The following is a 21,408-nucleotide window of genomic DNA, read 5'->3' as shown; positions in this document are numbered from 1 at the left end:
ATCCGCGGCGCTGGGCCACAGGACGTGGTGCGCGCCCGCTCCGCCGGCGCCGGCGGGCGTCCGCCTCACTCCTGTCCCCGCAGGCGGGGGTCGAGGACGTCCCTGAGGCTGTCGCCCAGCAGGTTGAAGCCGAGCGAGGCGATCAGGATGGCCAAGCCACTGAACACCGCTGGCCAGGGCTGAAGCGTCAGGAACGAGCGCGCCTCGGAGAGCATCAGGCCGAGGCTGGGAACGGGCGGGCGGGTGCCCAGGCCGAGAAAGGACAGCGACGCTTCCACCAGGATCGCGGTCGACAGGGCCAGGGAGGTCTGCACCAACAGCACTGCCACGATGTTGGGCAGGATGTGCCGGAAGATGACGCGGCCATCGCTGGCCCCGAGGGCCTGGGCGGCACTGACGTACTCGCTGGCCTTGAGCACCAGGGCGGGCGCCCGCAGCAAGCGCGCGAACGTCGGGATGTACACCACGCCGATGGCCAGCGCGGAGTTCGCCGGGCCAGGCCCAAGCACCGCCACGATCCCGATGGCCAGCAGGATCACCGGAAACGCGAGCAGCACGTCCATCACCCGCATCACGATGCGATCGAACCAGCCGCCCAGGTAGGCGGCCAGGATGCCCAGCGTGCCGCCGATCAGCAGGGCGAGGGTCACGGCCCCGACGGCCACGCCGAGGGACGCGCGGTACCCGTACAGCAGGCGTGCCAGGGTGTCCCGGCCAAACTGATCCGTGCCCAGCAGGTGCCGCGCCGACGGTCCCCCGAGCCGGCCAAGGATGTCCTGTCGGAACGGATCGACTGGGGCCAGAGGCCCGGCGAACACGGCCAGCCCCACCACCAGGGCCGTCAGAACGAAGCCGAGCCGGCCCAGGGGGTCGTGAAGCAGCCGGGCCAGCAGGCTCTTTGCAGGCCGTCCGGTTCGGGGAGCGGCCGGCATAGTAGCGCCGCTCACCCGTACTCCACACGGGGATCGACAGCGGCATACAGCAGATCCACGAGGAAATTGATCAGCACGAAGCCGGCGGTGACGACCAGAATGGAGCCCTGCACCAGGGCATAGTTACGCTCGTTGATCGCGCCCACGATCAGGCGCCCGAAGCCGGGGATCGCGAAGACCTGCTCGACGACGATGGCCCCGCCGAAGAGGTAGCCCGCCTGAATGCCCAGCACCGTCAACAGCGGCACCAGGGCGTTGCGCAGGGCGTGCCCGTAGAGCACCCGGCGTTCGCTCAGGCCCTTGGAGCGGGCGGTGCGGATGAAGTCCTGGCCGAGCACTTCCAGCAGCGAGGAACGCAGGATGCGGATCAGGCCCGCGAGCAGCGGCAGGGCCAGCGCGATGACCGGCAGCACCATGCGGGAGACGTGCCCGAGCGGATCGGCGCTGAACGGCACGTAGCCGATGGTGGCCCAGCGCGGCGCGATCAGGAAGGCCACGTAGATGAACAGCGTGCCCAGCCAGAAGGCGGGCGTGGTGATGCCCGCGATGGTCAGGAAGCGGAGTATCCGTTCCACGCTGGAATTGTGCCAGGACGCTGTCAGGATGCCCAGCGGAATGGCCAGGGCGCTGGCGAGCAGCAGGGGAACCACGGTGAGTTCCAGCGTGACCGGAAGCCTCGCCATGATCTCCTGGCCGATGGACGCCCCGGTCCAGACGCTCTGGCCCAGGTTGCCGCGCAGGATCCCGGACAGCCACATCCCGTACTGCACGAACACCGGCTGATCGAGTCCCAGCGTATGACGCAGCTGGGCGATCTGTGCGGGCGTGACCTCGGTGTTCGCGCCGAGCAGGATCTGCACGGCGTCGCCTGGAATCAGGCGGATCATCAGGAAGACCAGCACCGACACGCCGAACAGGATCACCAGTAGATCGATCAGCCGGCGGGCCGCGTAGGTCAGCATGCAGGCACGGGGGTGCCGACCGCACCACTGGACATTACCGGTTGATCCAGGTGGTCTTCAGGGCCGCCAGGGAACGGGTCGGGTTGGGCGTGAAACCCCGGACTTCGGTACGCGCCGCGGAGTACAGCGCCCCGTAGGCCAGGAAGGCAGCGGGCCCACGGCAGGCCAGGGTTCTCTCGAGCTGCGCGTAGGTGCGCACGCGGCTGCCATTCGAGGTGGTGGAGCGGCCCTGTTCGAGCAGCGCGTCGACCGCCGGATCCTTGTACTTGAAGACATTGGTGGACCCGCCGGAGACCACGGTGCGGTAGAGCTGGCCGTCAGGATCGACAGAACCGCCATTCAGGGACACGAAGGCATCGAAGTTGGAGTTGCGCCAATTCTGCACGAAGTTGCCGAATTCCTGGATGTCGATCTTCGCGCGGAAGCCGGCCGGGGCGAGTTCGGCCTGCAGCACCTGGGCGGCGTCGGACACGGTCTTGATGGTGGAGAAGGTCAGGATCGAGAAGTCGACGCCGTTCGGATAGCCGGCCTGCCTGAGCAGGTCTTTCGCCTTGGCCGGGTTGTAGGAGTAGCACGGGAAGTTGTTCACCGGGGTGGCGTAGGCCTTGAGGGCCGGGGGAATCGGGCCGCCGGGCACGGCGTCGCCGAAATACACGCCCTGCACGATCTCGGGACGGTTGATGGCGTAGTTGAGCGCCTCACGCACCCGGGGATCGTCAAAGGGTTTGCGACTGACGTTCATGCCGAGCAGGCTGTAGGCCAGATCCTGCGAGCGCAACAGCTGCACGCCCGGCGCGGTTTTGAGGGTGGCCGCCACGCTGGCGTCGATGTTGGGCAGAAACTGGTAGGTGCCGCCCTGCAGGCCGATCTGGCGGGTCGAGGCATCCGGCACGATGTTGAACTTCAGGCCATCGAGATAGGGCTGGCCTTTGGCCCAGTAGGAGGGGTTCTTGGCCAGCACCAGTGCCGTGTCGGGAATCCACTGCTTGAACACGAACGGTCCCGTGCCGATCGCGGCGCGCTGCAGGTTTCCGCCGCCCTCCACGTACTTCTGATCCACGATGGCAATGGTGGCGACCTCACTGAGAAAGGGCGCGAAGGGCTTGCTCAGGACGAAGGTCACCTGCAGCGGTCCGCTGGCCTTCACGCTGGTGACGGCGCTCAGCCGGCTGGCCAGCGGAGAGGCAATCTTGGGATCCTTGACGCGGTTCATGGAGTAGACCACGTCGCCAGCGGTCAGGGGATCACCATTGTGGAATTTGATGCCGGGACGGAGGGTGAACGTGTAGGTCAGACCGTCGTCGCTGCGCGTGTACTTGCTGGCCAGCAGGGGCCGGATCTTGAGGTTGGCGTCAACATCGAGCAGGCCCTCGTAGATCTGACCGGTGACCACGAAGGTGGAAAAGGCGGTTGCGACATGGGGATCCAGCCCCACGGGGGACTGATCCACGGCCAGTTGCAGGGTGCCGCCGCGCTCAACCTGCTGGGCCGCTGCCGTGCCCATCAACGCGACGCTCATGATTAGGATTCCCAGGTGCGATTTCATCAGATCCTCCTCGCCTTGGACTGAATCCAAGGTAGATACCAGTTTTGCGCCTTCAAGATCGGAACAGTCTATTCGCTTGATTTACCCACAGCAAGTGATGGTTTTGCACCGTGCCGACTGCAAGGATCGCCCGACTGCCCAGCATCAGGAGGGGCTCACCATCTGGGACGCCCGACGGGTGGGCCCTCATGGGGTCGCTGGCGCCGTTTGGCGTCGGCCCCCGAGCGAGGCGCCGGGCACCCACTGGCACGGCAGGCTGCGGGGCTCCGCAGGCAGGCCCGCGAGGAGACCCGCCAGTAGCCTCACCGCTTCCTGGCCCATCCCCACGCGGGGAATGGTCACGTGCGCCCACCCGGCCGGGAGGTCGCCGTGGTAGATCGGGTCGCCGAGCACGGCGAACCCGTAGTCCTGCGGCCAGCTCAGACCCAGCGTCCCGGCGGCCGCAATCCACTCGGCGGTGAGGCGCTCGTTCTCGCACAGCACCGCGGTCACCCCGGCGCGCGTCATGCGGGACACCAGATCGGCGGTGACCGTCTCGACGCGCTCCACCCGGCCGTGACCCCCACCACCCATGGCCGTCCGGTACCCGAGTTCACGGTCGACGGCGGATTCGTGGTGGGTCGACGTCCCGAGGTACAGGGTGTGCTCATGGCCCCGCTCCAGCAGGGCCCTGCACGCCTGCGCGGTAGCGGCCGGGTAGTCCGCCGTGACGTACGGCAATGCCTGCCCAGGGAGTTCGCGGCGGCCGATGAACACGGTTGGGTGCCCGCCGCCGACGAGCTGAGCCAGGTCGCTGCGCCGCTCGTCGTCCAACTGCCCGAGCATGACGGTGCCGTCGGCGAGGCGCAGGCGGCTGGCCCCGTCGTGATACACCGCCCGCCGGCCCCCCTGTGGAGCGGGCCGGGTGTGCAGCAGCAGGTCATAGTCGAGGTCGGCGGCGGCCTCCTCGATCCCCTCGAGGAACGGCGTGAAAAAGTCCCGCGTGCTGGTCGGGAACACGGGCTCGTACGTGAACACGCCCAGGATGCGGTTGCGGCCCCCCGCGAGGCGGCGCGCGGCGACGTTCGGGACGTAGCCGACCTCCTGCATGGCCTGCAGGATGCGCTGACGGGTCGCGTCCGGAATGCGGATGCCGTCCACACCGCCGTTGAGCACCTGAGACACGGCGGCCTGCGACACGCCGGCGAGTCGGGCGACCTCACGCTGGGTGGGGCCTTTGCGGGCTGGGGGAACCACAGTTCGTATCCTAGAACCCGGGCGACGGAGTGAGACGCTGCGCGTCGGGCCAGTGCAGCTCGAAGCCGAGGTCGCGTTCCAGCAGGGTCTGGAAGTCCGACAGCAGCGCCGGCGTGCGGTATACCTGCGCCGGGGTGAGGCCGGCGTTCAGCGCATGTGCGGCGAGCGCGCCGGCCGCCTCGCCGATGTTCCACTCGACCGGATGTAGGCGGTAGCAGCCGTTGGTGATGTGCGTGACCCCGAGGTTTTTCGCCGCGGGCAGGAGGTTCTCCACGCGCACCGGAATGAGGGCGCCGAGCGGAATCTGGAAGGGCCAGGAGGCCACATCCACGTAGTTGCGGCCGCGCGTCGAGGGATGCAGGTCGATGCGGTACTGCCCGATGCCGACGGTATCGGGGAACTGCTCGGCGCCCTGCAGGCCAGCGCGGGCGTCCACACCGACCATCTGCTCGAGCACGGTGAACTCTGCCTGGATGCGGCGGGATTCACGCACATAGATGGCCTTGGCCAGCCCGTCGCGCGTGCCGGTCACATCGCCACGCAGGCGCAGGCCCGGGTAGCCGTGCCCGGGGCCGTCGTGGCGGGGCGCCTCGGTCTGCATCCAGTACATCAGGCTCAGACTCAGGTCGCGGGCACCGGCCACGTGCTTCGCCTTCTCCTCCTCGCTGACGCCGAGCACCGGCCCGAGCCAGTAGTCGATCTGCGGCCAGTTCACCAGCGTGATGTCGCTGGCATAGCGGCCCTCGGAGTAGTGACGCTTCGCGAAGATGCGCCGGAAGTGCCACAGGTCGCCGCCGTGCGGGGTCTCGTCCGGGTTGCCGAACAGGTCGCGGTACACGGCGCGGTGCGTGATCGGCTGGCACAGCGTCCAGCTCAGCTGCTTGTCCGGCCAGAACGGCGCCTGATACCTGCGCCAGAAGTCGTACCCGGCCGGTTTGTCGATGGTGTGATCCTCGCCCTCGAGGTGATCCATGGCAAAGCACCAGCTGATCGCCTGCTGGTTCAGGGGATCAGCCTCGGCCAGCGCGTGCGGCTCCCCGGTCTGGGCCTGCCCCTCGGCCCCGATCACACTTTCGATGTTCCCGAGGTCGAGCAGCTCACCCGTTTCGGTGGCGTCCAACACGTAGGGCGCGGTCAGAACCGAGCGCTCGCCGCTGAGGACATGCTCGACCGTGACGGCGGCCACGCGGTCGCCGTCCATCTCGACCGCCACGGGCCGGGTGTCCAGCCACACGTCCAGCTGGCGGTTGGCGCGGTACGGGGCGAGCATGGCCTCCAGCACGGCCAGGGCCACGCGGGGTTCATGGCACAGGCGGCTCACGGTGCCCGCTCCGGGATTGAGTTCCACCTCTGACCGCGACTCGGGACGCAGGAGGTAGTTCTGGCGGTAGTACGCGCGCACGCCGTTACGGAACGCGCGGTAGCTCGCGGTGCAGCCGACCTGCTCGATCCAGATGCCCTCGTCGGGCGGCACGGCCTGGGAGGTGAGTTGCCCGCCGATCCAGTCGGTCTCCTCGGTCATGAGGACGCGTCGGCCGAGGCGCAGGGCGGCGAGGGCGGAGGCGACGCCGCCCGTGCCCCCGCCGATGATCAGGATGTCCGTGTGGGTGTGTGGCATGGGGTCAGCCTTTGGTGCCGCTGGCAGCGAGGCTCTCGATGAACTGCCGCTGCGCGAGGAGGAAGGTGAGGAGCACCGGCAGCGCGACGAGCACGCCGGCCGCGAGCGTGAGGTTCCAGTACACGCCGCCGAGCGGATCCGTGAAGCGCTGCAGCGCCAGGGGAAGGGTCAGCAGGTTCTCGCGGCTGAGGTAGATCAGCGGGTTGAAGTAGTCGTTCCAGGAGTTCAGGACGGCGAAGATCGCGACGGTGGCCAGCGCAGGCCGCGACAGGGGCAGCATGATGTACCGGAATACGCCCAGCGTGCCCAGCCCGTCCACCCGGCCGGCGTCGTCGAGTTCCGGAGGAAGGGTGATGAAGTGCTGGCGCATCAGGAACACGGCCAGTGCGCCGGTCGCGCTGAAGATCTGCGTGATGATCACCGGCAGGTGTGAATTCGTGATACCGAGGCGGCTGAACGCCACGAACTGTGGAACGGCCGTGAGCTCGCTGGGCACCATCATGGCCACGAGCGTGAGGATGAATACCGCGTCCCGGCCAGGGAAACGCAGGCGCACGAAGGCATACCCGGCCAGGGCGGAGAGTCCCATGGTGAGCGGCACGACCAGGGCGGCGATGTACACGCTGTTGAAGTACTGCCGTGCGAACGGGTAGTCGTGGAACACCTGCCGGAAGTTCACGGCGCTCAGGTGCGCGGGCCTGAGGTCGAATGGGGAGGAGAAGATCGCCGCGCTGGTCTTGAAGGCGGACAGCAGCAGCCACAGCAGCGGCAGCAGGAACGGGAGGCTGACGAGAATGAGCAGCCCGTACAGCGCCCACGACCAGCGGGGAGGGCGCTCAGCCCTCATAGAACACCAGCCGGCGGCGCAGCGACCACTGGGCCACCGTCAGGGCCAACACGATCACGAACAGCACGGTTGCGACCGCGCTCGCATAGCCGAACTCGAAGAACTGGAACCCCTGCTTGAACATGTACACGATCAGGGTGGTCGTCGCGTCGGCCGGGCCGCCGCCGGTGAGGACATACACCGGCGTGAACAGCTTCAGGGCGCCGATCAGCGTGACGATGAACACCAGGAAGAAGGTCGGGGAGATCAGCGGGAGCGTGATGCGGCGGAAGACCTGCCACGCGCCCGCGCCGTCGAGCCGGGCCGCCTCGTGCAGTTCGGGGGGAACGCCCTGTAAGGCGCTGAGGAAGATCACGGCGTTCAGGCCCACGGACTTGATGACCTCGATCACGACGACCGTCCACAGGGCCGTGCTGGGCGTGAACAGCAGGTTGACCTCGCCCGTGCCCAGCCGGGAGAGCCAGGTGTTCAGCGCGCCGTCGGGCTGCAGCAGGAACTTCCACACGAGCGCCCACGCGACGACGGGCATCACGACCGGCGAGAAGACGATGGTGCGGAACAGCCCGATGCCGCGCAGCCTGGCGTTCAGCAGCGTCGCCAGGGCCAGCGCGGCACTGATGTTCAGGACGAGGATGCCCGCTGTGAAGGCGCCCGTGACGCCGGCGCTGCGCACGAAGGCCGGATCGGCCGCCAGGCGGGTGTAGTTGTGCAGGCCCACCCAGCGGGGCGCGTCGAGCAGCGACCACTGCGTCAGGGAAATGCCCATCACGCCTAGCAGCGGCAGGATGACGACGAGCAGCATGCCCAGGGCGAACGGCGCGGCGAACAGCACACCCATCAGGGCCTCCCGCTGGGCGCGCCGCAGGGCCGGGCGGCCCAGGCGCGCCGCCCGCGTCACAGGCCGTCCACCTGCCGGCAGATGTCATTCAGAACGTTGCCCACGTTGGCGCCCGGCTGGCACAGGCTCTCGAGGCCGCTGGAGATGACGTCGTTGGCCCGCAGGTAGTTGTCGCCGGTCTTGAACACGCGGGCGCTGGCGAGCTGGCTGACGAGCGCCGTCTTCACGTCGGCGGCCGGAATGGCCGGATTGCTGCCCAGATAGGCAGGACTGTTCAGCACGCTCTTGCGCGGCGGTGGGAAGAACTTCGCGGTACGGGCCATCACGGCCGGCGACGCCAGGAACTTCAGGAAGGCCTGCCCCTCGGCCGCGTGTGCCGATTTCGCGAAAACCACGTATCCGGCCTGGCCGAGCTGGGTGATCCGGCCCGCGCTGCCCTTGGGCATGGGCGCCACGCCCCACTTGAAGGGCGCGTCCTTGAGCTGGGCGCTGAAGCTGACGTTGTCGACGTACATGCCGAGCTTGCCGCCCTGGAAGGTCGTCTGGTCACCAGGCCGGGGCACGGACTGATCCTTGAAGGTCATGTCGTGCATGAGCTGGAAGGCCTGCACGCTCGCAGGCGTGTTCAGCGCGCATTTCAGCTTTGCGTCGAAGGCGTTCCCACCGTTCGACCACAGCACGGGCAGGGTGCCGCTGTTCCAGGCCTTGATGTCCAGACGCATGATGCGCGCGCCGTAGGAACCGGTCTTGTCCTTGATGGCCTTGGCCGCCGTCCGGAATGATGTGTACGTCCACGTGCCCTTGGCGTACTGCGTCATGGGATCGGCCACGCCCGCCTGCTTGAAGAGGTCTTTGTTGTAGAAGAGCACCGACGGGGAGTTCGAGAAGGGCACGCCGTAGAGCGATTTGCCCTGCGTCCACAGGGACAGCGCACTCGTCGGGAAGTCCGCGACGTTGAAGGCCGAATCGGTCTTGAAGGTGGCGAGGTCGAGCAGGGAACGGTTGGCGAGGAAGGTGGGCACGCTCGCCTCGGCCAGCCAGCCGACATCCGGACCATCGCCGGACGCGAGCTGAACCGCGACCTTGCGCGCATAGTCCGCGAAGGGCGTGACCTCCACGCTGACCTTCACGGTCGGGTTCTGGGCGCCGTATTCCTGGGCGAGTTGCTGGAGCAGGGCCAGACCGTCTCCACCAGCCCAGGTGGAGAAGCGCAGGGTGGTCTGCGCGGTGGCGGCGGACGACAACAGAAAGGCAGACAGGCTGATCAGCAGACCGGTACGGTTCACGACATCCTCCGGGGAACAATTTGATTATGCGCATTATCAGAAGCGTTCAGCCAGTTGTCAAGGCGGCGCCCACCGGTAGTTCCTGGGAGGTGGCCGATCCTGCCAGACGCAGCGACCGCGCCTACCAGGTGCCGACGCGCCCTGTCGCAGGGCCAAGCAATCGCCGCCCAGCCCAGCATGCGGCCCTCCCCCAGCACGTTCGCCTGGACACGCCGGCGTCAGTTCTCGCGCGGCGGCGTCCACCTGTCCATCAAAGACCCTGAGCCAGCCGAACTCAGATCCATGGTCGAGGGCCACGGGATCCGGCCAGGAGGCCACCACCGCTCGGATCTCGACCACCAACCGGTATGCGGCGGTTCGAGGAGCGCAGTGGATGGATCTTTTGCTACAACGCTTCGGCCATCGTCCGCATCTGGATCTCAATGATCCGCGAGCCCGCCGACTGTGTGCAGGCCAGCAGCACCGCCCCCGCGACGTCCTCCGGCTCAAGCATCCCCGACGCGGCCACACCCTCCTCGGTTCGTCCACGCCCAAGCGCAAACTCGGTCTTCACCCCACCCGGGCAGATCACCCCCACCTTGATGCCCTGCGGCCGTAACTCCCGGTCGAGCGCCTGAGCGAACCCCACCTGTGCGAACTTGGTGGCACAGTAGACCGCTTCCCCAGCAAAGCCGTACAGGCCGGCCATCGAGGAAATCATCAGCAACGTGCCCGCGCCTTGGGCCTGCATCACCGGGACGGCGTGGCGCGTGAACACGAAGGTGGAGCGCATGTTGGTGTCCATCATGTCGTCGTAGTCCGCAGCGCTCGTGTCGACCAGGTTCTTGTAGTTCCCGGTTCCGGCGTTGTTGATGAGGATGTCCAGCCGGCCGCCCGACCGGGTGGCCGTCTCGACAGCGCGCTGCGCCGTCTCCTCTTCGCGGACGTCACCGGGGACGACCCACACCTGCGTTCCAGTGCCCAGGCTCTGGAGCTCGGAGGCCAGCGCGTCAAGTCGCTCCTGGCGTCGGGCGGTCAGCACCAGGCTGGCCCCTTCCGCGGCGAGGCTGCGGGCGACGGCTTGTCCGATGCCGGCGCTGGCTCCGGTCACGAGCGCGACCTTTCCTGTGAGTTTCCCGGGCATGATTCCTCCTGGCATGTGACGAACGGTGGGATGGTGGCCGCCGAATTCCTCCACTCCTGCGGATCCTGCGCGGGGCACTCCGTGCAGTCAATTCAGTCGCGAATGTACACCCGGAGCTGTTTGAACCCCTTGGTGATGTCGTACGCCGACCACTTCAGGGTCACGCTGCCGTGCTCGACGTCGTTCTGCTCCAGTCCCAGTTTCAGGGGCACCTTGCGGCCGTCGGGCGTCTGGGCGCTGGCGCTCATGGTGTAGACGCCCAGCGGCAGGTCATTGAAGTTCTGGCTCTGGTAAGGCCAGTCTTTCCCCAATGTCAGCCGACCGCCGCCCTGCCCGCTGGGATAATCCAGGCGCAGGGGCGACGCTTTGAAGGTCATGACCACCGCCTTCCCTGCGGTGCCGTCTACCAGCGTGCCCTGCGGCGTGAAGGTCAGCGTCACCGTGCTGCCTTCCGGGGCGACACCGGGCGGGATGTCCGTGTAGCGCGCGTCGCAGTACGCTCCGGCAGGCAGACCGCAGTAACTCAGGTTCACACTCGCGCCGTAGAAGTACATCCAGTCGCTTCCGCCACCCGGTTTGCTGCCGGTCAGCCGCCAGCGGAAGTTCAGGGTTCCGCCCTCGCTGGAATCCACCTCCGTCCTGTCCGAGCCGCTCTCGGGATGCAGGGGCAGCTCGAAGGTCGCGCCGGCAAAGTCCTTCGTAAGTTTCGCGTCGGCACGGTAGCGGCCGTCCGGAACCCGGATCGAGTACGTGCCGTCGGTTCGGGTCTGCACATGGAAGTCCGTGCGCTGACCCTGCGCGAAGGTGGTGCCGTAGACGTACACCTCCGCGCCGGGCAGCGGGCGACCCAGCGTATCCAGCACAATTCCGCTGACATACCCGCGTTTCGCAGCCGGTGTCTTCGCGGGGGGGGCCGGCCTGGTGGCCTGTGGAGCCGGTGCGGAGGCCGCCGGTCTGGCGGCGGCCGTGGGGGTCAGGACGGCGGGGGATTTGACGGGTGGGGGTGCCGCCTGCGTCACCTTCACGGTGCACCAGCCCAGCACGGTGGTGCCCTGGGCCTCTGCCCAGATCCCGGCCACGATGGTCTTGCCCTGGTTCAGTTTGAACGCGGCCGCGTACCCGCTGTCGGTCGATTTGTTCAGCAGGGTGTAGGTGTAGCCGAGCTGGCCCAGCACCTTCTTGAAGGTGGCCTCCAAGCCCGCGACGGTGTTCCAGGCCACGTACTCACTCTTTGCACAGGGGCCGCCCGCCGCCTGCGCGACCTTGCCGATTGACCCCGCGAAATCCTTGACATCCGCCGAGCCGGTCAGCACCTGCGCCCCGTCGATGAAGGTGGCGTCCACCAGGGTGGACTTCGGCCCGGCGGCCAGCGCGGCCGACGACAGGAGGACGGTCAGGAGAATCAGGGTTCGTGGCATGGCAGGTCCTTGTGATGAACGTGAGACGGTGATGGGGCGGGAGGTGCCCACTCCAGGTGGGGGTCAATGACGGCCATGTCGCGGGTCATGGCTGTCTCCGGAGGGTGGACTGGGGTGACAGGGAGGCGTCCGGATGAAGCGCGCCGTAGGGTTGTCCGCAGCCCGGACAGTACCGGGCGTACGGCGAGGCGATCGCCCGGCCGCAGGTCGCGCAGGCGCTGAGCAGGCGCGTGCCGTCGTTCACGCAGTAGCGCTCGTCCAGCCGGGCAGGGACGGCCCGCCAGCAGTGGGGGCACAGGACATAACCAGCGGTGTGCGGCAGGGCTGACCTCCTCCCCCATCGTCGGTGCGGGTCGCTCACACCAGACTCACGACTTGCGGGGGACAGAGGGGATGGCGTCCAGAGCAGCAGGAACGGGCTCCCCGACCTCGGCGAAGCGTGCCCTCACGTCGCGCTGCAACGCGTGGGCAGCGCGCCCCTGTCCACTGGCCGCCAGGGCCGTCAAGGTCAGCTCCAGAACGGCGAGATCGAAGGGATCCTCGCGCACCAGCAGGGGTCCGATCCGTGCCAGCTCTGCGCTGTCGCCGGCGGAGGCCCGTTCCAGCGCGCTGGCCCGCAGGCGGAGATGGAGGCGGTCGGCCGCCGTGCCCAGCCCCTCGCTGTCCAGGAGCGGCCCGCGCCACAGCGCCACGTCTCCGCTCTGCAAGAAGAGCTCGGCATCCGTCTGCACATCGCCCAGCGCGTACCCGGCGTCGGTCAGCACGACCGCGTCCGATCCGAGCGTCTGACGGGTGCGGTAGATGAGCTGGTGCAGCGCCGGCGCGGCCTGCTCGTCGGGCAGGTGGGGATACAGGGCCTGCTGCAATTCGAGCGGCCGGACACCCGGTCGGCCCTCCAGACGCGCCCCGAGCAGCTGTGTCAGCAGGGCGCGGCCCAGCGGCGTGCGGAAGGGCAGGTGCTGTTCCCCACGCCACACCTGCCACGGGCCGAGCACGCGGAGGGTCAGGCCAGCGGCAGGCTGGGGGAGCGCCGCCGGAGCGTCCAGCTCAGGAAAGTAGCGCCGGGTAAGGTTCACCCAGTTGCGCAGGTCGTGGGCCTGAAACATGGCGAGGCGCTCACACGCCGCCGCGCTGTCGCCGCGGAGCCGGTCGGCTTCCAGCGCGAAGCGGGCCGCCCACACGGTCAGGCCCCGCTCCTCGAGGTGTCGCACCGCGGCCCGGAAGGTGTCGAGCGCGCCGGATACGTCGCCGCTGGCCTCCAGGGCGAAGCCCAGGGCGAAGGCGCTCCACGCGGCGTCGTGTGTATCGGGAGCGGTCAGACCCAGCGCCTCGTGCGCGAGGGCCAGGGCGCGGGCGGCGCTGCCGTGGATCGCCTCGGCGCGCGCGGCGGTGCCCAGCGCCTGCGCGACGATCAGGGGGCTGCCCGCCATGCGGGCACTGTGCACGCCCGCGTGGGCGTACTGCAGGGCCAGCGCGCCCGCGTGCGGCGGATTCTGTTCCAGGTACAGGTACGCGAGGTTCATTTCGCTCAGCGCCAGGAAATGCGTGGGTTCAGCGCGGCGCAGCACCTCGCGGCCCTCGTGCAGCAGCGCCTCGGCGCGGGCATACTCGCCGTATTCCAGCAGCAGGCACGCCAGCCGGGTCTGCTGCTGCGCGTGGTCTCGCGCCACACCCAGCGCAGCGAACAGGTTCAGCGAGCGCTCGGCGTCGGCCAGGGCCAGGGCATAGTGGCCGAGCGTGTCCCGGATGGTCGCGCGGCTCGACAGGGCCCGGGCCAGCAGGATGGGCGAGTCGTCGGGCGTGGCCAGCTCGATCACGGCCGTGGCGTCGGCCTCCGCGCTGAGCAGCTGACCGGCACCGTAGTGGGCGCGGCAGCGGGCCATCAACAGGACGGCAGCGTCTGTGCTGCCCGGGTCGGGCAGTGCGGCGCCCAGCAGCTCCAAGGCCTCGTGCGAACGGCCCGTGAAGTCCAGGGCCCGACCGACCGCCGCCACGACGTGCGGTGGAGCGGTGTCGTGCCACTGCGGACACGCCTGCCACAGCGCCAGCACTGCCGGAGACTGGTGCTGCTCGGCGTGAAGCGCCAGGCGGGACAGGAACCACTCCCGTCCGCCCTCACCCAGCGCGTCCACCAGCCGCTCGGCCCGCTCCTCGTCCCCCTGGGCGACGAGGGCGTCCGCCAGCAGGAAGGTCGCCTCCAGATGCTCAGGCTCGGAGCGGAGGATGTCCTGCGCGAGGGCGGCCGCCTCCCGCGGATCGAGGGCGCTCCACAGGCGGGCCGCGTCCAGTGCCAGCGCCACGCGCTCCAGGCCACTCCCCAAAGCCTGGGCCGAGGTCAGGAACGTGGCGGCCGCCCGCCGCTGCCCCGCCTGCACGGCCGCGCACGCGCCTCGCCGCAGCAGCGTCACGGCGCGCTCCGGCGGCAGGCCCGCGTCCGGCACGAACTGGGCAGCCAGAACCGGTGCCCACGCCTCCAGGGCGTCCGTGGCCCGCGCCGCCCAGCGCCGCCGCTCGGCTAGCCCGAGGAAGCCAGCCGCTACCTCGCGGTACAGAGGATGGGCGGGCCCATCTTCCCGAACCAGTCCCGCGTGCCGCAGCTCGCGCAGTGCCCAGTCCCACTGCGCAGGGGGGATGTCCGCGAGGGTCGGCCCGGCCTCGGCGCAGACCTCGGGTGGACACAGGACGAGCGTTTCCCACACGCGGCGGGCGGCGTCGCTCAGCCGGGCGGCGCCCAGTTGGTGGGCGATCAGCGCCTCCACGCTGGACGGCAGGCGGGCCGTGCCCGGCGCGCGCCAGTGCCAGCGCCGCCCGTCGCTGTACAGGTGGCCCTGCTGCACCAGGAAGCGCACGTATTCCAGGCTGAACAGCGGATGGCCATGGGTGCGCGCGTGTACCCAGGTGGCGGCCGCCAGGGGCATGCGGGTGCCCAGCTCGCCCTCGAGCAGCGCCACGGTGTCCTCTTCGGTCAGCGGTGGAACGGGCCGGGGCTGGAACACGTCTGGCAGGGGCCGTCGCGAGGTCAGCAGGAGGCCTACTCCCCCGGAGCGGCCGACCCGCCGGGCGAGGGCTTCCCAGAGGGCCAGGGCGTCCTCCGAGGCTTCGTGCAGGTCCTCGACGAACAGGGCGAACGGCGCGAGGGCGCTCAGCAGGGCGGCCAGCGCGTCGGCGGTCGAGGTCACGTCCAGCTCGCCCCGCGCGACGTGTTCCAGCGCAGAGGGAAGCCACGCGGGCATTCGCGCCGGCTGCGGCAGCGCGGCGACCACGGCCGCCGGTGTCCAGTGGGCTGGAAGTTCAAGGCTGCGGATGGGAGCACGTCGCCGCGCTTCCCGCAGGATCCAGCTCTTGCCGGCGCCGGCCCCGCCCCACAGGCCCATCACCACACTGCCCCGCCGCGTGGACAGACGGCTCAGGTTCAGACTCAGTTCCTCGACGAGCGCTGCTCCCATGACTGGATGCCCTGAAGATAGAGCAGGCGAATCCCCCTCCGCTACGGGAGGGAAGTGCGCAGGCACCGAACACGGCACGCCGGCTGGACACCGTGTTCTGGCTCCAGGCCCGCAGGCCGCACCCCCGTGATTTCACAGATGCGTCGGAGCCCCGCCCTGTCTACTCTGAAGGGCAGGAGGACAGACGATGAAAGGAGCAACACGGTGGGCGGCGGTGGGGCTCATGGGAGCGGTGTTGAATGGGGCGCTGGCCGCGCCTGCAGAGTCCGGCGGGGTGATCGCGTACGCCACCGAAATGCCGAATCACCTCAAGCAACTTCACGTGATCCGCCCGGACGGCACCGGCGACCACGTGATCCTGACCCTGCCCAGTCCGGGTGGCTGGCCGACGCTGGCCTTCAGACCAGACGGCCGCGAACTGGCCTTTGTCAGTGACCACGCCCAGACCCGCAGCCTGTATCAGGCTGACGTGTTTACCGTGCAGAGCGACGGCAAGAACCTGCGGCGCGTCACGAACGCCTGGACTTCCCCGGCGGGTGGGCCACAGGCCAGCGTCACGGTGAACGTGCGGATTGCGCCACCTGGCCCCGCCGAGCCCGCCAATCCCACCGGCCCTTTTTTCGTGTACGTGGAGGGGGCGCCAGACAGCAAGACCGTGCTGGCCAGCGGCAAGGTGCGCTTCGACCACGTGGCGGTCGTGCCCGGCCACGCGCCGTACATCGTGGTCATGAGCGGCACCCACCGCTGGATCCGTTCCGGAACCCCGCTGGTGCCGGGTCGCGTGAACGACCTGAGTTTCATCGACGTGACCGGCGCCGGCCTGCACGAGTTCGGGGCCCGTGACCTGAGCTGGAAGGCCGACGGCAGCGCCCTGCTGTTCGGCTTCGGGGACTGCTGCCTGAACCGGATTGCCGCCCGGCCCCCGGCGGGCGCCACAGGTGACACCCTGGTCGAGGGCGGCATCCCGCCGATGGTGGCATACGCCACGACGCGCGCGAAGCAGGATCAGTTCCTGTACAGCGCCCTGGAATCCAATGGCGTCTCCGTGCGGCTGGGCCGGGAAGGCGCCCCCACGGGCCGGGTCATCCTCACAGTCACCAAGCTGATGGGGCTGGCGTGGCTGCCGGACGGCAGCGGGTTTGTCTACGTCACCGACGATCTCGGCCCCGACGGCTTCACCTCCGTGAGCAGCAACATCTGGGAACACGACCTCGCCAGCGGGAGGGACCGTCAGCTCACCCACTTCACGCAGAACTTCGCCTACGCCCTGAGCGTGTCGCCGGACGGCCAGCAGATCGCCTTCGAGTACGGCACCGAAACGGCCATCGACGGCATCTGGCTGGTGGGCCGCGACGGCAGCCGGCCGCACCGCCTGGTTCGGGACGCCCTGAGCCCGGCGTGGGGGGTGAGCCCCTGAACCGGGCGTGGCCTCAGGCCAGGCCGTGATCCAGCGCGTAGCGGGCGGCGGCCGTCCGTGAGCCGACGTTCAGCTTGGAAAAGATGCGCGTCAGGTGCGAGTTCACCGTGCGGGGGCTCATGCCGAGCTCCGAGGCGATGCGTTTGTCGCTCAGGCCGCTGGCCAGTTGGCGCAGCACGTCCGTCTCGCGGGACGTCAATCCGGTGAGAGACCCGGGAGCGGAGACCGGTGTGGGAGCGGCCGACCAGTTCAGAACCTCGGCCAGAAGGTCACCGATGCCAGGATAGCGGGCCTGCAGCTCGACGAGATCGGCGGCCTGCGGCCCCAGCGCGGCGCGGGCCGCCGCCACCCGGGCCCCCTGCTCCTGGGCCCCACGCCGGTGCAGGGTCAGCCCCTGCTCGGCCCGCAGCCGTCCGGCCACGCTGAGCCACCGCAGGGTGTGAAGGGCGTCCCCGGCCGCAGAGACGACCGCCGCGCAGCCCTCCAGCGACTTCACGGCGTCTTCCAGGTACCCGCCGTCCACGGCCGTCCTCAGCGACTGCTGGAAATACTCCAGCGCCTGCCGGGGTTCCCCGAGCGCCAGGCTCATCAGGCCGAGGTCGTGGATCACCCCGAGGGCGGCCAGGCGGTTGCCGGTCTGGCCCGCCAGGGTGAGCGCCCGCACCCGCAGATCGCGGATCGCCTCGCGCTCGCCCAGATCGACGGCGCAGGCGCCCAGCGCCCCCATCACGCGGGCCTCCTGGCTGGCGTTCCCCGAGAGCTGGGCCTGCTCCAGCGCCTGCTGAAGGGTCTCCCAGGCCGAGCGGGCATCCTCGGCAAGCTGCTGGGTGATGCCCAGGTTTGTGAGGGTGATCGCCAGGCTGCTCGGCGCCACCCCGAGCTGGCGTTTGAGATCCAGGGCCTGCCGGTAGAGCCGCTGCGATTCGCCGAGATCGCCGAGGTCGCCGACCACGTTCGCCAGGTTGTTCAGACTGACGGTGAGGGCCCGCTGGTCGCCGGACTCGCAGGCCAGCTCCAGGGCGCGCCCGTAGTGCGTCCGGGCCGCGCTCAGGTGGCCCTGCCGCCAGCGCATCGTGCCGGCCAGTCCGGCCAGCCGCATGGGCCACGGAGCGGGCAGGGCCCGATCCAGCAGACGCTCTGCCCACTGCGCCCCCTCCTCGACCCGTCCGCGGCTTTCCCACAGCCTCCACAGCCCCCAGGCGAGCTGGGCCACCTGTTCCGGGCGGTCGCGTTCCCAGAAGTGCTGAAGGGCCGCGCGGAAATTGGGCACATCACGTTCCAGGCCGAGCAGCCAGGATTCGGATTCCTCGTCCTGCATGCGCGCGGGGGTCTGCTCGGCCCGGATCAGGAAGTGCTCGGCATGATCCTGCCGCGCCTGCAGTTCCAGGCCCTGCCCGCGCAGGACGTCCAGGGCGTACTCGCGCAGCGGGATCAGCAGCACGAATTCGGCCGGATGAACGTCCGGCACGCGGCGCAGCAGGCTCTCATCCACGAGCTCGCCCAGGTCGTCCAGCGTTGCCCCGCCCACCGCCTGCGCGGCCTCAACGGTAAAACGGCCCTCGAGTACGGCCAGCCGCGCGAACACGCCACGCAGCTCCGGGCCGAGCAGCGATTCGCTCCAGCGCAGGGTGTCGTGCAGGGTGCGCTGGTGCGGCAGGGCGTCGCGCGGCCCGCCACGCAGCACCTCCAGCGGCCGTTCCAGCCGGCCCAGCAGCTCCTGTGGGCTGAACAGGCGCAGCCGGGCCGCCGCGAGTTCCAGCGCCAGCGGCCAGCCGTCCAGCAGCCTCACGATGTCCCGGATCACGGGAGCGGTCGTGGCCTCCAGCCGGAAGTCCGGCCGCACGTCCTGCGCGCGGGTCACGAACAGCTGGGCGGCATCGTTGTGGGCCAGCGCCTCGGGCGCCGCGTCGGCGGCCGGAACGGCGAACACGTCGAGCCGCACCTCGTGCTCACCGCGCAGGCGCAGCGGATGGCGGCTGGTGACCAGCACCCGCACGCCCGGCGCCGCGCCCAGCAGCTCCGGCAGGCCGCTGGACGCGCTGTCCAGATGCTCGAAGTTGTCCAGCACCAGCAGCAGCCCCATGCCGCGCAGGGCGGTGCCCAGGGTGCCCGCGTCCTGCCCCTGGCTGGCCTCCAGGCCCAGCCCCAGGGCGACCGTGGCCCAGACCAGCGCCGGATCGTTCAGGGAGGCCAGGGTCACCCACACGACCCCGTCCTGAAAATCGTCGCCCAGTGCCAGCGCCACGGCCTGGGCGAGCCGGGTCTTGCCGATGCCGCCGGGGCCGATCACGCTGACCAGCCGCGTGTCGGCCCGCGAGAGCAGGTCGCGCAGGGCCTGAAGTTCGTGCTGTCGTCCCTGCAGCGGCGTCAGCGGAACCGGCACACGGGCCGCGCCGAGCGCCGTGCCAGTCACTGGATTTCACCGGGCATGGCGTCAGTGTAGGCCGCAGGACAACGTCTGGCCACACGGCGTGTGGGGCAGCGCTCCACCGACTACATGATGGCCCGGCGGGGGCCTGCGTGATTTCACCGATGTGCGTTTTCGTGTCCGTCCGTACTGTGGATCCAAGGCAGAACGAACACCCGGAAATGCCGCGCTGGCCGTCAAAGACGGGCGCGGGGGGAGTTCGTGACGCCTGAACCCTGGAGGACGACATGAACGCGAAACGCACCCTGACCACCGCCGCCCTGAGCCTCTCGCTGATCGCCGCCGCCGGTCTGGGCCTGACCCGCGCCCAGGGCAATGCCACGCCCAGCGCGGTAGGAACCTGGAAGGTGATGGTCACCGATCCCCACGCCCCCGCCCCCTTCCCGGTCATGATCTCGCTGCACGCCGACGGCACCCTCAGCGAAACCGAGCTGGACAGCGAGACGATGGCACTCTCCGTCAGCCTGGGCGTCTGGACGGCAGACAAGGGTGGCCAGCTGACCGTGACCTTCACCAGCCTCGCCCATGACCCCCAGAAGAAGGAAGTGGGCTACGCGACCATCATGGGCGCCGCGACACTCAGCTCCGACGGCACGACCTTCGCGGGCACCTCGCACGGGCAGGTCAGTACGCTGGACGGCAAGGTGCTGAACGCCTGGGACGGACAGACCATCCGCGCCACGCGCGTCACCGTCAGCCAGTAGGAACCCCAGGGGGCCCGTCCAGCGCATGGACGGGCCCCTGACCGCCGCGCCTCGACGACCCAGGAGTGATAGCCATGACCCGACGTTCCCGCACACCCTCTGCCCTGCTGCTCCTGCTGACCGCCGCGCTGGTCGCCTGCGGTGGGGGCGGCACACCAGCCCCCACCCCAACCCCAACGCCCATACCCACCCCAATGCCGACGCCCACACCCACGCCGTCCTCGGCCCTGGGCATCAGCGACGGCCACGCCGAGCGCTTCAACGTCCTGGGCGACGGAAGCGCCGTCATTCTTCGCAGCGGGACGCTGGCCCTGAGCGTGACCAGTGCGCCCGCCAGCGTGACCGGCTGCACCAGCGATCCGGCGCTGACCCTGCAGGCCGACGCCGCCCCTGGACACCTCACGCTGACCATGACGGCCTTCAGCGCTGCCAGCGCCTCGGTGTGGGTGGTGTCGGGCACCGACTGCACCGATACCGCGCACGAACTCGGCCGCCTGACGGTGCATGCGGACGGCGCACAGAAGTGGGCCTTCAAGGGCAGCGGGTACCTGCAGGGCGCGCCCGCCGTGGCTCCGGACGGCACCGTCTACATCGGGTCGAGCGGCGGCGCGGTCTATGCCGTGACTCCAGGGGGCCGCCAGCAGTGGGCGCTGAACGTCGGCGGGGCGGTGCTCAGCTCGCCGGCCCTCGGCCCGGACGGCACCGTGTACGTGGGCGCCGGAAACAGGAAGCTGTATGCCATCAGCGCGGCCGGAACCGAGAAGTGGGCCACAGAGACCTACGGGGGCGCGTTCGGCCGGAATTCGGCCGCGCTGGCCGGCGACGGCACCGTCTATATCGCCACGCAGGACGGCGTGCTGCACGCGGTCAATGCGGATGGAAGCCGCCGCTGGGACATGCCCGTGCCCACGGGCATCCAGAACAGTTCGCCGGCCAGCGCGGCCGACGGCACCGTCTACATCGGCGCGGCGGATGGCCAAGTGTATGCCTTCGATCCGGCCGGGCACCAGACCTGGGCGTCGGCGAACTTCGCGGGCCTGATCAACAGTTCACCGGCCATCGGTCAGGGCGGCGAAATCTATGCCGTGTCGCATGGCAGCACGCTGCTGGCCCTGAACCCGGACGGCACGACCCGCTGGACGCTCAGGCCCGCCAGTGGCAGCTTCAGTGGGTCGCCCGTGCTGGGCGCAGACGGCGCGGTGTACTTCGGCTCGACCGACGGCACCCTGACGGCCACCAATCCGGACGGCAGTGCCCGCTGGAGCCGCGCGGCCGGCGGCGAGATCCAGAGCACGGCCGCCATCGGCTCCGAGGGCACGGTGTACGTGGCCACCGACGCCAACTACACCACCGAGGCGGTCAAGCTGCTGGCCGTGAACGCCGACGGCAGCGTGAAGTGGGAGCACGCCTTCCCCAACCGCCCGCACATCTTTAGCTCCCCGGCCATCGCTTCCGACGGCACGCTGTACCTGGGCACCGACGACAGCAGCCTGTACGCCTTCTACAGCGTGTCGCGCGGCCTGGCCGCCAGCGCGTGGCCCAAATTCCGCAAGACCAAGGCGAACACCGGGCGCTGACTGGGAGCGGCGTGGATGCCGGGGGCAGGT

Annotated in this window: 16 protein-coding genes; 3 read left to right on the top strand and 13 right to left on the bottom strand. The window is 69.5% G+C overall.

Features of this window, described 5'->3' with window-relative positions; translation table 11 throughout:
* Positions 1-65: 65 nt before the first annotated feature.
* The 12 genes from E7T09_RS17730 to E7T09_RS17675 form a co-directional block, all read right to left on the bottom strand.
* On the bottom strand, positions 66-947 hold the full coding sequence (locus E7T09_RS17730; RefSeq protein ID WP_240741872.1) for an ABC transporter permease: 882 nt from the start codon (positions 945-947) through the stop codon (positions 66-68).
* The gene (locus E7T09_RS17725) at positions 944-1,894 is read right to left on the bottom strand and encodes an ABC transporter permease (protein WP_136390511.1); all 951 of its coding nucleotides are present in this window, start codon (positions 1,892-1,894) and stop codon (positions 944-946) included. Before E7T09_RS17725 ends, E7T09_RS17730 begins: the two co-directional genes overlap by 4 nt.
* Positions 1,895-1,928: 34 nt before the next feature.
* Positions 1,929-3,440 (bottom strand): ABC transporter substrate-binding protein, encoded by a 1,512-nt coding sequence (locus tag E7T09_RS17720; RefSeq protein ID WP_136390510.1) that lies wholly within the window; start codon positions 3,438-3,440, stop codon positions 1,929-1,931.
* A 186-nt stretch (positions 3,441-3,626) separates the two neighbouring features.
* Complete coding sequence (locus E7T09_RS17715) at positions 3,627-4,676, bottom strand: LacI family DNA-binding transcriptional regulator (protein WP_136390509.1); 1,050 nt, start codon at positions 4,674-4,676, stop codon at positions 3,627-3,629.
* Between the two features lie 10 nt (positions 4,677-4,686).
* On the bottom strand, positions 4,687-6,294 hold the full coding sequence (locus E7T09_RS17710; RefSeq protein WP_136390508.1) for an FAD-dependent oxidoreductase: 1,608 nt from the start codon (positions 6,292-6,294) through the stop codon (positions 4,687-4,689).
* Positions 6,295-6,298: 4 nt separating this feature from the next.
* A complete protein-coding gene (locus tag E7T09_RS17705; RefSeq protein WP_136390507.1) occupies positions 6,299-7,141 on the bottom strand; it encodes a carbohydrate ABC transporter permease in 843 nt (280 codons plus the stop codon).
* Positions 7,131-8,039, bottom strand: coding sequence for a carbohydrate ABC transporter permease (locus E7T09_RS17700; RefSeq protein ID WP_240741871.1), 909 nt, complete (start codon positions 8,037-8,039; stop codon positions 7,131-7,133). The genes E7T09_RS17705 and E7T09_RS17700 overlap by 11 nt, the downstream gene beginning before the upstream one ends.
* Positions 8,036-9,265, bottom strand: a complete 1,230-nt coding sequence (locus E7T09_RS17695) for a sugar ABC transporter substrate-binding protein (RefSeq protein ID WP_205747045.1) — start codon at positions 9,263-9,265, stop codon at positions 8,036-8,038. Before E7T09_RS17695 ends, E7T09_RS17700 begins: the two co-directional genes overlap by 4 nt.
* A 385-nt stretch (positions 9,266-9,650) precedes the next feature.
* Complete coding sequence (locus E7T09_RS17690; protein WP_136390506.1) at positions 9,651-10,388, bottom strand: SDR family oxidoreductase; 738 nt, start codon at positions 10,386-10,388, stop codon at positions 9,651-9,653.
* A 92-nt stretch (positions 10,389-10,480) separates the two neighbouring features.
* On the bottom strand, positions 10,481-11,806 hold the full coding sequence (locus E7T09_RS17685; RefSeq protein ID WP_136390505.1) for a carboxypeptidase-like regulatory domain-containing protein: 1,326 nt from the start codon (positions 11,804-11,806) through the stop codon (positions 10,481-10,483).
* 85 nt (positions 11,807-11,891) lie between these two features.
* The gene (locus tag E7T09_RS22595; RefSeq protein ID WP_168734918.1) at positions 11,892-12,167 is read right to left on the bottom strand and encodes a zinc ribbon domain-containing protein; all 276 of its coding nucleotides are present in this window, start codon (positions 12,165-12,167) and stop codon (positions 11,892-11,894) included.
* A gap of 7 nt (positions 12,168-12,174) precedes the next feature.
* Positions 12,175-15,252 (bottom strand): tetratricopeptide repeat protein, encoded by a 3,078-nt coding sequence (locus E7T09_RS17675; RefSeq protein ID WP_240741870.1) that lies wholly within the window; start codon positions 15,250-15,252, stop codon positions 12,175-12,177.
* A gap of 187 nt (positions 15,253-15,439) precedes the next feature.
* Between E7T09_RS17675 and E7T09_RS17670 the strand changes: the two genes are divergently transcribed.
* The gene (locus E7T09_RS17670) at positions 15,440-16,669 is read left to right on the top strand and encodes a PD40 domain-containing protein (protein ID WP_136390504.1); all 1,230 of its coding nucleotides are present in this window, start codon (positions 15,440-15,442) and stop codon (positions 16,667-16,669) included.
* Positions 16,670-16,682: 13 nt separating this feature from the next.
* Here the strand turns inward: E7T09_RS17670 and E7T09_RS17665 are convergent, their stop codons facing one another.
* Positions 16,683-19,082, bottom strand: coding sequence for a LuxR C-terminal-related transcriptional regulator (locus E7T09_RS17665; RefSeq protein WP_136390503.1), 2,400 nt, complete (start codon positions 19,080-19,082; stop codon positions 16,683-16,685).
* A gap of 242 nt (positions 19,083-19,324) precedes the next feature.
* Between E7T09_RS17665 and E7T09_RS17660 the strand changes: the two genes are divergently transcribed.
* Positions 19,325-19,801, top strand: coding sequence for a hypothetical protein (locus E7T09_RS17660; protein ID WP_136390502.1), 477 nt, complete (start codon positions 19,325-19,327; stop codon positions 19,799-19,801).
* Between the two features lie 74 nt (positions 19,802-19,875).
* The gene (locus tag E7T09_RS17655; protein ID WP_136390501.1) at positions 19,876-21,378 is read left to right on the top strand and encodes a PQQ-binding-like beta-propeller repeat protein; all 1,503 of its coding nucleotides are present in this window, start codon (positions 19,876-19,878) and stop codon (positions 21,376-21,378) included.
* Positions 21,379-21,408 lie beyond the last annotated feature (30 nt).

Source organism: Deinococcus sp. KSM4-11 (assembly GCF_004801415.1).
Taxonomy (GTDB): Bacteria; Deinococcota; Deinococci; order Deinococcales; family Deinococcaceae; genus Deinococcus.
This window is presented reverse-complemented; position numbering and strand designations above follow the sequence as displayed.